This window comes from Hyphomicrobium sp. MC1, assembly GCF_000253295.1.
In the GTDB taxonomy this organism is placed as follows: domain Bacteria; phylum Pseudomonadota; class Alphaproteobacteria; order Rhizobiales; family Hyphomicrobiaceae; genus Hyphomicrobium_B.
The window spans coordinates 2,189,415-2,203,634 of sequence record NC_015717.1; the positions used below are offsets into that span (position 1 = coordinate 2,189,415).

The 14,220-nt window shown below is 59.9% G+C and carries 13 protein-coding genes; 8 read left to right on the plus strand and 5 right to left on the minus strand.

Going from position 1 to position 14,220, the window contains the following annotated elements; genetic code table 11:
- The gene (locus HYPMC_RS10670; RefSeq protein ID WP_013947939.1) at positions 1-564 is read right to left on the minus strand and encodes a thermonuclease family protein; all 564 of its coding nucleotides are present in this window, start codon (positions 562-564) and stop codon (positions 1-3) included.
- 150 nt (positions 565-714) lie between these two features.
- Here HYPMC_RS10670 and HYPMC_RS10675 point away from each other — a divergent pair, with 150 nt between their 5' ends.
- The 4 genes from HYPMC_RS10675 to HYPMC_RS10690 all read left to right on the plus strand — a co-directional run bounded on the left by HYPMC_RS10675 (position 715) and on the right by HYPMC_RS10690 (position 5,323).
- On the plus strand, positions 715-2,361 hold the full coding sequence (locus tag HYPMC_RS10675) for a HAMP domain-containing sensor histidine kinase (protein ID WP_013947940.1): 1,647 nt from the start codon (positions 715-717) through the stop codon (positions 2,359-2,361).
- A gap of 31 nt (positions 2,362-2,392) precedes the next feature.
- Positions 2,393-3,091, plus strand: a complete 699-nt coding sequence (locus tag HYPMC_RS10680) for a TIGR02281 family clan AA aspartic protease (protein ID WP_013947941.1) — start codon at positions 2,393-2,395, stop codon at positions 3,089-3,091.
- A gap of 48 nt (positions 3,092-3,139) precedes the next feature.
- Positions 3,140-3,709 (plus strand): TIGR02281 family clan AA aspartic protease, encoded by a 570-nt coding sequence (locus HYPMC_RS10685; RefSeq protein WP_013947942.1) that lies wholly within the window; start codon positions 3,140-3,142, stop codon positions 3,707-3,709.
- A 108-nt stretch (positions 3,710-3,817) separates the two neighbouring features.
- A complete protein-coding gene (locus HYPMC_RS10690; RefSeq protein ID WP_013947943.1) occupies positions 3,818-5,323 on the plus strand; it encodes a phosphomannomutase/phosphoglucomutase in 1,506 nt (501 codons plus the stop codon).
- Positions 5,324-5,423: 100 nt separating this feature from the next.
- Here HYPMC_RS10690 and HYPMC_RS10695 read toward each other — a convergent pair whose 3' ends face one another.
- A complete protein-coding gene (locus HYPMC_RS10695) occupies positions 5,424-6,251 on the minus strand; it encodes a sulfite exporter TauE/SafE family protein (protein ID WP_013947944.1) in 828 nt (275 codons plus the stop codon).
- A 9-nt stretch (positions 6,252-6,260) separates the two neighbouring features.
- A complete protein-coding gene (dusA, locus tag HYPMC_RS10700; protein WP_013947945.1) occupies positions 6,261-7,265 on the minus strand; it encodes a tRNA dihydrouridine(20/20a) synthase DusA in 1,005 nt (334 codons plus the stop codon).
- Between the two features lie 224 nt (positions 7,266-7,489).
- Between dusA and HYPMC_RS10705 the strand changes: the two genes are divergently transcribed.
- Positions 7,490-8,326, plus strand: coding sequence for an LssY C-terminal domain-containing protein (locus HYPMC_RS10705; RefSeq protein WP_013947946.1), 837 nt, complete (start codon positions 7,490-7,492; stop codon positions 8,324-8,326).
- Between the two features lie 78 nt (positions 8,327-8,404).
- Here the strand turns inward: HYPMC_RS10705 and HYPMC_RS10710 are convergent, their stop codons facing one another.
- Complete coding sequence (locus HYPMC_RS10710; RefSeq protein ID WP_155831226.1) at positions 8,405-9,103, minus strand: hypothetical protein; 699 nt, start codon at positions 9,101-9,103, stop codon at positions 8,405-8,407.
- Between the two features lie 316 nt (positions 9,104-9,419).
- Here HYPMC_RS10710 and HYPMC_RS10715 point away from each other — a divergent pair, with 316 nt between their 5' ends.
- On the plus strand, positions 9,420-10,118 hold the full coding sequence (locus HYPMC_RS10715; protein WP_013947949.1) for an SDR family NAD(P)-dependent oxidoreductase: 699 nt from the start codon (positions 9,420-9,422) through the stop codon (positions 10,116-10,118).
- Between the two features lie 24 nt (positions 10,119-10,142).
- On the opposite strand, the gene HYPMC_RS10720 is transcribed toward HYPMC_RS10715, so the two are convergent.
- The gene (locus HYPMC_RS10720) at positions 10,143-12,053 is read right to left on the minus strand and encodes a hypothetical protein (RefSeq protein WP_013947950.1); all 1,911 of its coding nucleotides are present in this window, start codon (positions 12,051-12,053) and stop codon (positions 10,143-10,145) included.
- A 449-nt stretch (positions 12,054-12,502) separates the two neighbouring features.
- Here HYPMC_RS10720 and HYPMC_RS10725 point away from each other — a divergent pair, with 449 nt between their 5' ends.
- Together HYPMC_RS10725 and HYPMC_RS10730 are read left to right on the plus strand one after the other, a co-directional pair.
- Complete coding sequence (locus HYPMC_RS10725) at positions 12,503-12,958, plus strand: MarR family winged helix-turn-helix transcriptional regulator (protein ID WP_013947952.1); 456 nt, start codon at positions 12,503-12,505, stop codon at positions 12,956-12,958.
- Between the two features lie 129 nt (positions 12,959-13,087).
- Positions 13,088-14,098 carry a helix-turn-helix domain-containing protein gene (locus HYPMC_RS10730; RefSeq protein WP_013947953.1) on the plus strand — a complete coding sequence of 337 codons (1,011 nt, stop codon included), beginning with the start codon at positions 13,088-13,090 and terminating at the stop codon, positions 14,096-14,098.
- Positions 14,099-14,220 lie beyond the last annotated feature (122 nt).

A 14,220-nucleotide genomic window follows, 5' to 3' on the forward strand; every position in this document is an offset into this window, starting at 1 on the left:
TCACCTGTCATCCCCGGAGGCGTGCTCGCGACGCCAATCGCGCGGCTCTTCAAAAGCTCCGGCCCAAATTCCTCTGCGCTCGGCACGCGCGACGGCCTGCTCGTCCCAGTATGCGCCATAGGCGACTGCCATGCCGGAGACGATCATTTGCGCATTAAGATCGCGGCCGCCAGCTGAGCAGCGACCCAGCATTCGGCCGTAGACGTCGCGTTCTTCGATGGCGCAGGTGACGTCATCATCGCCAATAGCACGGACCAGTTCGTCCCGCGCCGCCGCCCCGCAATCCCAGCGCGTGCCGTTTTTCTCGCAGCCTTGTCGCCATTCCGGCGCGTCTATGCCTTTGAGGCGCACCCCTTCTTTGCCGACCCATAGGCTGTCGCCGTCAATAGGATCTCCATAGCCGGTGACCGTTGGCGGATAGGGATCGGCCGGGTCGGCACGGTGCCACCGCGTGTTCCAGTGGCGGTGGCCGTTGACGATGACTGCGGCAAACAAAGTTAAAACCAGCGCAAGCTTAACAAAGGATGCCCAGTTTCGCCGTCTCCAGCGTCGCCAACGCCCCATTTGCGGCTTCCTTCGCTCTGGTTGTGTAGCCTCCTTTTCGACCGGCGAAGGAGACCTTTAAGGCTTGCTTTAACGAATTGCCGCCAATTTACGAACTGCGCCCGGCATGAGCACGCGCAAATTCATGGAATGGGAATAACGGCTCGCGGGATGGACGACAACGTTCAGAGTGTCGAGGCAACGGCTGTCGACGGAGCGCTCTCTATGCGGCAGACCCAATCTCGGAATGACCTTAGGTCTTTCCGGGAAAAGCTCACGCATGGCACCGCCAATAAGCCGGAATTCGAATACGAACTTCTGACGATGTTTGCGCGCAACGAAACGAGCGCGCCCTTCGCCATGCCGGCGTTGTGCTTCATCTTCTACATCACGTCGATGTTCTGGGCGTCCTTCACGGAGGCGACGACCTGGATTGCGATCGTGTCGATCTCGCGCGTCTATATGCTCGATCAGTGCCGGCGGCTGCTCTCCATTCCGCGCACCGAGGTGAATGTCGGACAGTGGCGCCGCCATTTCGTCCGCATCGAACTCGTCAACGGCTTTGCGCTCGCGGCGTTCGCGCTGATCGGCATGTCGATCCATGGCGGCGGCGGGCACCATCTTATGTCGCCCGCGACGTTCTCATCGCATGTGTTTATTTTCGCGACGCTGATGGTCGTGCTGGCGATCCGCATGACATTTGCATCAACGCTACCACAACTCTTTCTCGCAGGCACCGTGCCGATGACGGTTGCGGTTGCGGCGCGTCTCTTCTCCCTTGGCGATCCGTTCTATTTCGCCCTCGGCTCGATGGCGATCGGCATCCACGTCTTTTTCGTCTATCTGGCGCGCGGGCTGCACTCGACGGCGCTGGCGATGGTCGAATACCGAGCGGAAAAGGACGGCTTGATCTCTGAACTCGAAGAAGCCACAGCCATCTCGGACGAAGCCCGGCGCCGCGCCGAAGCCGCGAACAAGGCGAAGTCCCGCTTCCTTGCCACGATGAGCCACGAGCTGCGCACACCGCTGAACGCCATCATGGGCTTTTCGGAAGTCATGGAGCGCGAGTTGCTCGGCCCCATCGGCAATGACGTCTATCGCGATTACGCTCACAACATCTACAAGAGCGGCGACCACCTGCTCTGCATCATCAACGAAATTCTCGACCTCTCGCGGATCGAGGCCGGGCGCTACGATCTGAGCGAAGAACCGATCCGCCTGACCGATATTGCCGAGGATTGCCAGCGGCTGGTGAAGATCAAGGCCGATTCAAAAGCGCTGATGATCGTCGAAGATTTCACCCCGGACGTATCGCAGGTGTGGGCCGACCCGCGCGCGATGCGCCAGATTTGCCTCAATCTGCTGTCGAACGCACTGAAGTTCACGCCGAAGGGCGGCCGCATCACGCTGATCGTCGGAAATACCCAGGATGGCGGCCAGTTCCTGACGGTCGCCGACACCGGACCCGGCATTCCGAAGAATGAGATCCCGCGCGTCCTGCAGGCATTCGGCCAGGGCTCGCTCGCGCACGAAACCGCCGAAGGCGGCACCGGGCTCGGACTCTCCATCGTGCAGAACCTGATCCATCTGCATGGCGGCACGTTCGACCTGCAGTCTGAGTTGCGCAAGGGCACCGAAGTGACCGTAACGATACCGCCTCAGCGCGTTCTCAATCCGCTATCGCCGCTGCAGCCCGTGGGACAGGAACGTCACCGCGATCCCTGTGCGCCGCGGCAGCCGCGGCAACCGCGGATGCGCCCCTCGTCTTCATCGTTCGGTTCCGAAGCACCGATGCGGGTGGCCGGAGAGGCGCGCTAATCACCATCTTCTCACTCAACAAGGCCGGGGCATGCTGATCTTTCTGCTTTTCGTCGTGGTCGTCGGGCTCGCCGGAGTGCTGGGCGCGTCGATGCTTGGTGGCTTCAATTTCGATGCGATTCCGAACCTCCCAGTCGCAGCGTCCGTCATCGGCATTCTGCTCGCGCTCTACATCGCCACGCTTCTGAGCCATCGCGGCGAACGGCGGCTCGCCGTCTGGCCGACGCTGGCGGCTTGCATCGCGGGTGGGGTGCTCGTCATGGGTGCTTTCAACAAGGACGTGGCGTTCTCGCTTGCCGATGTCATGACCTTTGCGCGGCACGCGAACGATACCGCGGTACCGACGCCGCGGGATGCTTCGGCGTCCGTCCTCCTTCGCCGCGCAGACGACGGCGGCTTTCTGGCCAATTCGGAGATCAACGGCGCGGCGCTGACGGCACGCATCGATACCGGCGCGGCGACAGTCATCCTCAAACAATCGGACGCCGAAAAGGCCGGCATCGATGTGGGCACCCTCGCCTACGATACCCCGCTCAGGACCGCCAATGGCACGAGCTATCTGGCGCCGGTGCGTCTCAAATCCGTCCGCATCGGGCCGCTCGTCATGAATGATGTCGAGGGCTTGGTGGCGAAGGCTGGAACTCTTAACGAAACCCTTCTCGGTTCCAGTTTTTTAAGACGTCTCGGGTCATATGAAGTGGCAGGCAATTTCGCGACGCTTCGGCAATAGCTGCGCCCCGAGTCAAGGGTTCGCGGCGCTGTTGAAAGGGCAATGGAAATGTCGTCGGCCACGGCCAGTCTTTTCGCGTCCTTCGCCATCGCGGCTGTTGGCGCGGTTGGACTTGCCTATACCCTGACACATCCTGGCATCGTCGCCGGTATCATGGACCGGCTACATCCGGCACCTATGGTTGCCGATCAGACCGATACGGCACCCTCCCCCGCTTTGGATGCACCAGTCGTTGCCTCGCATGCTTCCAACTCGGTGACGCTGCCTGCTGGTCAATATGGCCACTTTCTGACGGAGGCCGAAATCAACGGCCGGGAAATCGGCGTGATGGTGGATACGGGCGCGTCTCTCGTTGCATTGACCTATAACGATGCCGTCAGAGCCGGAATTTTCGTGAAACCGTCGGATTTCACACATACGGCTCAAACAGCGAACGGCATTGCACGTGTCGCGCCAGTCACGATTTCGCGCATCGAAATCGGCGATATCACCGTGCGAAACGTCAAAGGCGTGGTGTCGGAACGAGGTGCTTCCGAACGCACGCTTCTGGGCATGTCGTTTTTGGGGCGGCTGTCGCGCGTCGAGATGCGCGGTGACAAACTCGAGCTTGAAGAGTGACTATTCCACTATTCCGCCCAGAACATTGCTGATAGAGCGGCCGTCGGAACCACGCGCATGCCAAAGCGCGTTAAGGTCCCCGAATGAACCACGTTCGAGGAGAACCTCATGCTACCGAAGCCACGCGCTGACCTGAAGGCCAACACCGCCGACTTCGAGCGCCTTCCGCTCGTCAAGCCGACCGGCTTCCGCGAATACGACGCGCGCTGGCTCTACCCGCAGGAAATCAACCTGATGGGCCTCAATGCCGTCGGGCTCGGCATGGCGACGCTGTTTGCGCGCCGAGGCGTGCCGAAACGCATCGTCGTCGGCCACGACTACCGCTCGTACTCCGCCGCGGTGAAGCAGGCGCTGATGACCGGCCTGCTCGCCGGCGGATGCGAGGTGCATGACATCGGCCTCGCGCTGTCGCCGATGGCCTACTTCGCGCAGTTCGAACTCGACGTCGAAGGCGTCGCAATGGTGACGGCAAGCCATAACGATAATGGCTGGACCGGCATCAAGATGGGATTGTCGCGGCCGCTGACGTTCGGACCCGACGATATGTCCGAATTGAAGTCGATCGTTCTCAACGGTGAGTTCGAAGCCAAGACCGGCGGGCGCTATATCTTCGTTTCCGATCTTGCCGAGCGCTATACCAAGGCGCTGACCAATCGCCCGAAGCTGAAGCGCCGCTTGAAGGTCGTCGCGGCTTGCGGCAACGGCACTGCGGGCGCCTTTGCACCGCAAGTGCTGGAAGCGATCGGCTGCGAAGTCGTGCCCCTCAACACCGATCTCGACTACACCTTCCCGAACCACAATCCGAACCCCGAAGACATGAAGATGCTTCATGCGGTCTCTGCAAAGGTTCTCGAAACCGGCGCGGATGTCGGCTTGGCCTTCGACGGCGACGGCGACCGTTGCGGTGTTGTTGCCAACGACGGCCATGAAATCTTCGCGGACAAGGTCGGCGTGATGCTGGCGCGCGATATTTCGGCGATCCACAAGAAGGCAAAGTTTGTTGTCGACGTAAAGTCGACGGGCCTGTTCACGACCGATCCCGTGCTGATCGCTAACGGGGCGACGACGAGCTATTGGAAGACCGGCCACAGCTACATCAAGCGCTATAATTTCGAACACAAGACGCTGGTCGGGTTCGAAAAGTCGGGCCACTTCTTCTTCAATGAGCCGCTTGGCCGCGGCTACGACGATGGCCTCGTTTCAGCGATTGCCGTTTGCGACATGCTCGATCGCAGTCCTGGAAAAACGGTTGCCGATCTGCGCGACGCGCTTCCCAAAACCTACGGCTCGCCGACGATGTCGCCGCATTGCGACGACGAGAAAAAGTACGGCGTCGTTGATCGGATCACCGAGCACTATACGAAACAGAAAGAGAGCGGAGGCACGATTGCAGGCCAGGCGATCCGCGATCTCATCACCGTCAACGGCGTGCGCGTGATGCTGGAAGACGGGACGTGGGGCCTTGTCCGCGCATCATCGAATAAGCCGGAGTTGGTCGTTGTGGTCGAAAGCCCGACCTCGGAAGCCAATATGAAGGCGATCTTCAAGGACATCGACCAGCAGCTTTCGCGCTTCCCCGAAGTCGGCGAATACAATCAGAAGATAGCTGTTTAAGCGTAGCGCGCGCCGGCCGCCGGTGCGCACATAATGTCTGCCTTCCTGCCACACATTTTGTGCTGGCGGCCGGCTCCCCGCAGGGGAGCGCCAGCGCCAGTCAAAAAAGCGTCCAGAGGAAACGCGAGACGACGGTCGTCAGGAAGATTGCGAACGCGAGTTCCAGTGCGCGCTTCGAGATGCCGTGCGCGAGCCTCACGCCATAGGGCGCGGCAAAGACTGCGAGCGGCGCGATCAGCAACGCGCCGAGGCTCACGTAGCCGAGCGAAAGCGGTGGCAATCCCTGCTCGCCCCAGCCTGAGATGATGTAGCCGGCGATTCCCGGAACCGCGATCACCGTACCGATGCCTGTCGCGGTTCCAACGGCTCTCAGTAACGGCATGCCATGTAGCGTGAATAGCGGCACCGTGAACGTCGCGCCGCCGATGCCCATCAGCGTCGATACCAAGCCAATCAGGAAGGCAGCGATTTCCAGCCACGGGCGACGTGGGAGCGTGTCGGCGATCTTCCAGTCGTCGCGGCCGAGATACATTTTGATGGCCAACGCTGAGCCGAAAACCACCCATATCCAGCGCAAAACTTCGCTGCTGGCGTAGTACGCGACGACGATACCGACGCTAACGCCGAGAAAAATCCACGGCCCCATGCGCCTGACGATGCCGGTATCGACTGTACCTCGGGCCCGATATTCGGCAAACGAGCGAAATACGGTCGGCGCGATGACGCCGAGCGTCGTGCCGAGCGTGATGTGCATGCGGATGTCTTCGGAAACGCCTGCCGCGCCGAAGACTTCATAGAGGACCGGGACGAGAACACCGCCGCCGCCGATGCCGAGAAGGCCCGACAAAAATCCGGCGAGCAGCCCCGCGCCAGCAAGCAGGGCCAGCAATTCAATCAGATGATGTGTCGGGAGTGCTGAGAATGCCATGCTGTCGGTTCAGGCTGCATCGGGACGGTCTTGCCGTCCGAAGCCATGCTCTGCGAGCGCAATCGCCTCGCTCAGCACCTCAGCGGTGGCGGAAGCGCTGGTTGCGCTCTCGCTCAACAGGCGGCGGAACGCGCGGCCACGCGGCTGACCGTGATAGATGCCCAAAATGTGACGCGTGACGTTCGACAGCCGGCCGCCGTTGGCGACGTGACGTTCGACATAGGGAAGCAGATCGGTCAATGCCTCGCCTCGGGTCGGCGGTGCGGATGCGTCGGCGAAGATGGCCCGATCGACATCCGCGAGAATATACGGGTTTTGATAAGCGGCGCGGCCGAGCATGACGCCATCGACGTGTTCGAGATGCGTCTCAGCATCGGCGATGGTTTCGATGCCGCCATTGATGACTATGGTGAGATCAGGCCGTCGCGCCTTCAGCCGATACACGCGCTGATAATCGAGCGGGGGCACCTCGCGGTTTTCCTTCGGCGAGAGGCCTTTCAACCAAGCCTTGCGAGCATGGACAACAAACGAGGTGCAACCAGTATCAGCGACGACGTCGATAAAGCGTGTCAGATCGGCCTCGGCATCTTGATCGTCGATGCCGATGCGGCACTTGACCGAGACGGGGACAGGCTGGCTTTCGCGCATGGCGGAGACGCACGCGGCGACAAGCTCTGGCTCTGCCATGAGGCACGCACCGAAGCGACCTTCCTGAACGCGATCCGAAGGGCAGCCGACGTTGAGGTTGATCTCGTCGTAACCGAGGTCCGCACCGATCCGCGCGGCGGTCGCAAGCTTCGCCGGGTCCGAGCCGCCAAGTTGCAAAGCGATCGGGTGCTCCTCGGCGGAAAATCCGAGCAATCGTTCGCGGTCGCCATGAATGACGGCATCAGCGGTGACCATCTCGGTGTAAAGCAGCGCACGCTTCGTCAGACGGCGGTGGAAGACGCGGCAATGCCGGTCAGTCCAATCCATCATCGGTGCAACAGAAAACCTATGTGCTTGATATTGCATAAAAACCTGGCAGTGCAGCAGCGTCGAATGCGCGCCATCAAAACAATGGTCACGGCCTCTTTGTACCTGCTTTGCGTGCCGATTGGAGGGGGCATTTGTGTCGCCGTCGACGCTGGCGCCGATGCATAGCGCGATCAACCACCCGCGCAAACTTCCTTTGCAACGCCAATCCAAACACTCTTAATAACGTCGGGTTTGTGCGATCGACCGGGCTGTAGCAGCGCATGGTGAGACGAGCAATTCGGCTTTTGCAACGCGTGGCCATTCTTGGCCTCGGCGCTTTGAGCATCTGGCTGATCGTCGACGTCTTCAAGTTCGTCGATCACCGGTTGCCACCGATCCTGGCGCTGAGCGTGGCCTACGCAATTGGCGCCTATCTCATCCTTCCGAATGCAGTCAGGATGGGTCTCAAAATCCAGCGGGCGCGACATGTACCAAGCTTCACGATCACGGGCGATGGACTTCCGGGCGATCCGATCAACGTGGCGCTGGCCGGGACATTCCAACAGCTGCGCGATGCCTTCGCCGCCGCGGGTTGGGTTGAAGCAGATCGTCTGACGCTGGAAAGCTCGTGGCGCATGGCGAAGGCCTTCGTCCTCAACGAACCCTATCCGACGGCGCCGTTCAGCACGCTGTACTTATTCGGACGCGGACAGGATATCGGCTTTCAAAAGGCAATCGATAACAGCCCGCGCAAACGTCATCACATCCGCTTTTGGGCGCAAGGGCTCGACTATGCGCAGGCGAACGCCAATACGCTCGACTTCTGGCTCAATACCGATCGTCCCGGCGAAGAGGAGCGCGTTCTTTGGATCGGCGCCGGCACACGCGACACAGGATTTTCCCTTACGCGGCTGACCTTCCAAATCACGCACGCGACCGACCCCGATACCGACATCGAACGCGAATTCATCGTCAGCGAATTGACCGGCTGCGGCGCCATCGCGGGTGCAAGACTCTATCGCGCTGGCGATCAGGTGAAGACCGGACGCGTCAACCACTATGTGACGGACGGTGACGTCGCCATTGCGGAAATCGCGATTACAGCAACGGCGGCCTAAAACACGATTTAAACGGGCGACGAACGAACTTCGCTAGTCCTCTTACGTCCCAACCGATGGCCGGGAACATTATGACAACTATTGTGGTGGTGCGTCCCCGCCTTTCGCTGAGCGTCCGGTCGTCGAATAGAGAGGCAGCGTGCCGACGTTGAAAGCGCGAGCGTCGTAATCGCGCAATTCCATGGCGAACGTTACTTCGGCTGGACCGCGATGGAAAAACTTGTCGAGCGGCCCGAAATCGTTCACTTCGGCTTTGTCGAGGACCAAGCGGAATTTGTAGACGCCGGGATCGCGAATGAGCTGGTCCGGCTTCTCTTTCGCGCCATCGGTGAAGAAAAGGACGGTCTCAGTCTTGCTCGCCTTGCCCGGCAAGGGAATGGGCGCGAACGCATCGAAAGCCAGCGAACGGGCTTTTTCCATGGACCAGCGGCCAAAATTGGCAGCGTAGAAATGCTTGGTCTCATTGGTTTTGGTGTTGGTTGCTTCCAACTCCATCGACATGACGGTTCCGGTCCGGCCGCCGTCGTTCAGGAGCGTGACGGGAACTTCTATGACTTCGAAGTTGCTGTTGTTATAAGGCGCGCTGAATTGAATGACAGGCGGCACGAAAATCTTGATATCCGGCGCTTTCAGCGAGCTGTCCCAAAGGCTGTAACCCGAGAATGCGAGTGCCAGCGCCGATATCGCTGCAGAAAATGACCGGCTGCTGATGCCGGAAGAATTTCCACTTTCCCGCTGCGAACCTTCACCCTCGATTTCATGCTGCTCTTTCGTCATTCCCCACGCTCCAACGCCTATGCGGGCGGCATAGCAATCAGCCTTGCCCGAGCGCGTCAAGAACTGAGCGCCGATGGCACGCAGCTTCCGGAAGCAGTGTGCTCGCGGCGAAACGCGGAGGGGCTTTTTTCCTTCATTCATAAAGCTCGCATTGATATTTTGAGCGCGTTGCCTGCGTCGCCGTTCTTTCTTGTCATCAAACCCTTGACACAACCGCACTCGCAACCGCGCTCTGGATGCACGATGTTTCGCGGTGTGAGACTGCGTCCGGGCGGGACCGATCTCAACAATTGGAATTATCGAAAGGAAACAATCCATGTCCGACAAAAGACTTTCAGCGTTGATTGTCGGCGCGTCGCGCGGCCTGGGCCTCGCCCTCGCCGAGGAATATCTGCGACGCGGCTGGCACGTGGTTGCGACCGTGCGCGGCCAGACGAAAACAGCGCTTCACGATCTGCAAGCGAGACACACCGGATCGCTCGAAATCGAAACGGTCGATATCGTGGCGCAAGATCAAGTTGCGGCATTGCATGATCGGCTGGCGGGGAGAACGTTCGACCTGCTGTTCGTCAACGCGGGTGTCGCTAACGATCCGGATGAAACGATCGGCAATGTTTCGACGGACGAGTTTATTCGCGTGATGGTCACCAACGCCCTCAGCCCGATGCGTGTGATCGATGCACTAGATGGGCTCGTCTCGCCGTCCGGCACCATCGGCGTCATGTCGTCGGGCCTCGGCAGCGTGGCCGATAACGAGCATGGCGGCTGGGAGGTCTATCGCGGGAGCAAGGCGGCGCTCAATACGTTCATGCGCAGCTACGCGGCCAGGCAACGTGGCAGCCGCCGCTCTCTCGTTATCATTGCGCCGGGCTGGGTCCGCACCGACATGGGCGGCCCACACGCGACGCTCGGGATCGAGGAAAGCATTCCGCGCGTCGTCGACACGATATCGGCGCAGACGGGGAATCCGGGCCTGAAATATGTGGACTATCTGGGCCGCACCGTGCGGTGGTGATGCCCGAGGCCTCGTTCATCTCGGCTAGGGCGAGGCTTTCACAGTCGATCCGACGACGGCCGCAACGGCCTTGGAGTCGCCTGGCGTCGGCTCGCGGTCGGCGGGCTCTTCGGTGGTGCCAGGTGCGTTCTCGATGGCATCGAGCCACTCGGCCGTCCGCGCGAAATCCGGATCGGCGCGAAAGCGTGCGCTCGCCACGAAGCCGTCCGACCGGCTGATGGCCTGAGCGATCAGCTTGCGAAATTCGGGCACGTCGAAATAGGACGCGTGCACCAGTTCTTTCCAGGTGAAATACGTGCTGATGGCAGTATCGGCTGTATGCGGCGGTACGGCAAACCGGATTTGCCCGATCGCGTGGCGGAACTTGGCGATCGTCAAACTTGCGGCGGCATTGGAGTAATTGGTGACGAGATCGGCGACCGCCGCCGGAAGGCGCGGCTGAGATTTTTCGACCCACGTCGGCCGGTCCAGGGCACCGATAGCAACCTCGCCGTCTGTGTCGTTGCCGTAAGCGGCGCGCTTTACTTCCGAGTTCGTGATGCCATTCAGGATTTTCGCCAATCCCGCGCTGACCACTGTCGCGATGCCTTGAATCACGACCATAAGAACGAGAGCCAAAATGCCAAGAATGGCTGGAACGATAATCGCGGGCACGAAGATCGTACCAAACCAGCGCAGCCGTGGGTCTCGCAGGTCTGTCGTTCCCAGCGCCCAAGATAATTCGTCGGTGACGACGTGCAGCAGAAGCCCGCTGTTTGTCGCGATATCTTCACCGTTTCCGCAGAGCGTCTCGCAGGGCTGCCCGTTCTTCTCGAAGAAGCGTTTCTTGAAGCGCATTCCCCGTTCGATGGCGTCAAGATTGGGGTATTTTTGCTCCAGTTCGTTGCGTTTCTGGCGATATTGCTGCCACGCAGCCTTCGGATCCGACGGCTTTGGAACGGCCGCGCCGCTGTCAGTCTTCACGGCCTCGCCTTCGCCGCGCCAAGCGGCCATCAGCTGGCTGCGAAGATCCTTCAACGCCGCCTCCGCTTCGGGTGAAGCGTTGGCGTCGTAAATCTCGGTTTTCATCCAGTTCGCGATTCCAACCATCTTGGCCGGCGAGAGCAGAATGGCAAAATAGATGATCGGCAGTGCAATGACCGACAGGAGCGTGATCGACGAAACGGCAAACGATTTATCAAAAAAATCGAGCTTGGCGTCAGGCAGCAGCGAGAGCCCTTGGATCGCTTCGTCATCGGGATGAGACAGCGGCAACCATCGCGGGGCGAAATTTGAGCGGGCACGGCTCGTCGTTCGTTTTCGGTAGCTGAGCAGACTGCGGCTGTCCAGCCAGTGCAGGACGACATAGAAGACCAAGGCCGGTAAGCTTGCAAGAACGCCGGTAAAGATCGATACGCGAGGAAAGACTCCGCCGAACAAGGTTCGTCCGCCGTCGAACTGTGTCGCGATCAGATACACGAGATACATGATCAGCAGCATCATCGAGGCGACGAAGATCACCTTCCGCATCAAGCTCAAACGGGTAAGTAACCAAAGCTCTTTCCGGAGCTTCAGGAATGGCGTGCCGACTGTGATCCAGCGCTTAAGGTTGGCGAGCGGATGGCGGCGGGCGGCGTTGCTCAGCAATGCGTCGGAGACGATGGAGCCGCCGTGGCTATGGCCAACGATGCAGTAGGGCTCGCTCTTGGTTTCGAGGTCGCGCATGACTTTCGTCAGCCGGTCGCCAGCCTCTCGCCGCTCGACTTCGCTGTTGTCACCGGCCCAAGGGAATGGAACGAAATTCAGTTCTCCGTCCCGCGCCTCGACGAAGGCGCGCATGTCCTTTTCGAACGTGCTACCCGCTTCCCACCACTGCAATTCCGGCATCGGACCGCCGTTCGGATCAGCCGATGTCGGCGCCGCAAACGTTCCGTGTACGGCAATGATCGTCGCCAAAGCCCCCTCCCCTGGTCGCCGCACGTCTTGCGCAGGCCTATGGGCGGATGATGGCGCATCCGACAGAAAGTATCATTCCACGGATACGATTTGGCGCGCGAAGTCCAGGCCGTGTTGCCACGAATCCCCTGCCCTTTTTACGTGCAGACGCGAATGGAATGGCTGATGTCTGCGAACAATTCGACCTTCGGCGAAATCCGACGCGCAATGTGAACCTTGTGCGTCAGGCACATGCGGCATGCCCGCACGCGCGGTTTTAGGTGCGGGTTTGTTCTCTCGCTCAGAACAATCTGTGCACGTTCACGCTCACCTAAATTTTCCGCAATCTCCCTCACATCCGACTTTCAAGCCCTGATGAGTAGAGAAAACAGAGGCCGACTACTGTTTTCTCCACTGAGCATTTGCGTGCTGATCAATCGCACGCTTTCTTATGGAGGGACACTTCGACAATGAGCCAGCAGCCTGCAGCCCATCTTCAGCGCTCGGTTATTCATCTTCTTCGGCGCGTCGATCAGTGCGCAACGCAGCTTTATTCTACGGAAACTGCCGACAACGACCTGACCCTTCGCCAGCTTGCCATCCTTACGGCGATCTCCCGCCAGGAAAACCTGAGCCAGACCGATCTCGTCACGATTACGGGCATCGACCGTTCTACGGTCGCAGGAATCGTCAGCCGTCTTATCCGCAAAGGCCTACTTGAGCGCAAACGCTCGCCGCTCGACGGTCGCGCCTATTGCGTCCGCCTCTCCAAGCGCGGCGCAAAAGCGATTGCGGGCGCTGACCGTCTCTACTCGCGCGTCGAAAAGAAACTGCTGGCGGGCGTCCCTGCTGCCGAGGCGAGCCAATTTGTCTCGACTCTAAAGTCGATCCTGTCCGCACACGACGAAACGGCAGCGTCCGCATAAAGAATAACCCATCATAACTGCCGACACCGCCGATAGTTCCATCCGTAGAATTATCGGCGGCTCCTCTCTCTTTGCGTTTGACGTTCATCCCTCGGGCCGTATCATCTCTCGGCGGGCAGGGATAAAAAAATGTTGCGCATTCTTGAGGATTCCACTCAGTCAGCCGGGGACGAGCTGACAGAATGGTCCATTTCCACATCAGATGTTCATCCGCGCGATCGGTTCGAATACTGGTTCGAGACGAGCCGTAAGGTATTCGGCCCTTTCGAGACGCGGCCAGACCAACCGACGCGTTTCGAGGGCTACCTGCGGCATCTGCGGCTGCCCGGCATGGCGATTTCGATTTTTCGCTGTAATGGAATGACGGCGTGGCGCACCAAGCGCCAGGCAGCCCAGCTTGCAGATGTCGTGCACATTGCAGTGCAGCTCGGCGGCAGTGTCCGAATTACACAAGACGGCCGCGAGGCCGAGCTCAAGAATGGCGATCTCTGCGTTGTCGATGCGGGGCGTCTCGGCACGTTTGTTCAATCCCCTGATGCTTACTGCCTGGTGATTGAAGTTTCGCGTCGCGATTGCGAAGTGCGGCTCGGTCCGCTGGCGCGATGGACCGCCCGGCGGGTCGATGGGCGGCACGGCGGTGGCGCACTGGCTTCGACGTTTGCCCAATTGCTGCCCGACCAGCTTTCCTATCTGAGCGCGTCCTCGCAATCGCAGGTCAAGCTGCAGCTGCTTGATCTCGTCGCACTCGCGCTGAAGGATTCCGAAGGTGACGATTTCGTTCATTCATCGGCACGTCTCGCCTCTCTCCTTCGGCTGAAATCCGTCGTCGATGACAACCTGTCGAATTGCAGTGCAACATGCGAAGACCTGGCCAGCGCTGCCGGCATTTCGGTCCGCTACGCCAATCAATTGCTTGATGCCGAGCAGACGTCCCTTCAGCGCCTATTATTCAGCAAAAGGATCGAAAAGTGCCAGGCGGCGCTTGCTGACCCGGCGCAAGCGCATCGGCAGATCAGCGACATTGCCTATTCGTGGGGGTTCGGCGACGTCTCGCATTTCGGACGGCTCTTTAAAGCCTTGGTTGGAATGACGCCACGAGATTTCAAAAAGCGTCAGCTCGCCCACGTTGACCGAATTTGAAGAAATCCCGGTCATAATCGCCGTCGGCGGAACTTCACGCCCTTATTAGCGTTTCGAAAGGCCCCTCTCGTTCGAAGGGGTCTGAGATTTTGCCTTTGCGCGCGGCTAAGGCCATCTGTCGT

Bases quoted from the DNA above. Each gene is read 5' to 3' on its own strand.
- HYPMC_RS10670 (WP_013947939.1), bottom strand. From the start codon at position 564: ATGGGGCGTTGGCGACGCTGGAGACGGCGAAACTGGGCATCCTTTGTT.
- HYPMC_RS10675 (WP_013947940.1), top strand. From the start codon at position 715: ATGGACGACAACGTTCAGAGTGTCGAGGCAACGGCTGTCGACGGAGCG.
- HYPMC_RS10680 (WP_013947941.1), top strand. From the start codon at position 2,393: ATGCTGATCTTTCTGCTTTTCGTCGTGGTCGTCGGGCTCGCCGGAGTG.
- HYPMC_RS10685 (WP_013947942.1), top strand. From the start codon at position 3,140: ATGTCGTCGGCCACGGCCAGTCTTTTCGCGTCCTTCGCCATCGCGGCT.
- HYPMC_RS10690 (WP_013947943.1), top strand. From the start codon at position 3,818: ATGCTACCGAAGCCACGCGCTGACCTGAAGGCCAACACCGCCGACTTC.
- HYPMC_RS10695 (WP_013947944.1), bottom strand. From the start codon at position 6,251: ATGGCATTCTCAGCACTCCCGACACATCATCTGATTGAATTGCTGGCC.
- dusA (WP_013947945.1), bottom strand. From the start codon at position 7,265: ATGCAATATCAAGCACATAGGTTTTCTGTTGCACCGATGATGGATTGG.
- HYPMC_RS10705 (WP_013947946.1), top strand. From the start codon at position 7,490: ATGGTGAGACGAGCAATTCGGCTTTTGCAACGCGTGGCCATTCTTGGC.
- HYPMC_RS10710 (WP_155831226.1), bottom strand. From the start codon at position 9,103: ATGACGAAAGAGCAGCATGAAATCGAGGGTGAAGGTTCGCAGCGGGAA.
- HYPMC_RS10715 (WP_013947949.1), top strand. From the start codon at position 9,420: ATGTCCGACAAAAGACTTTCAGCGTTGATTGTCGGCGCGTCGCGCGGC.
- HYPMC_RS10725 (WP_013947952.1), top strand. From the start codon at position 12,503: ATGAGCCAGCAGCCTGCAGCCCATCTTCAGCGCTCGGTTATTCATCTT.
- HYPMC_RS10730 (WP_013947953.1), top strand. From the start codon at position 13,088: ATGTTGCGCATTCTTGAGGATTCCACTCAGTCAGCCGGGGACGAGCTG.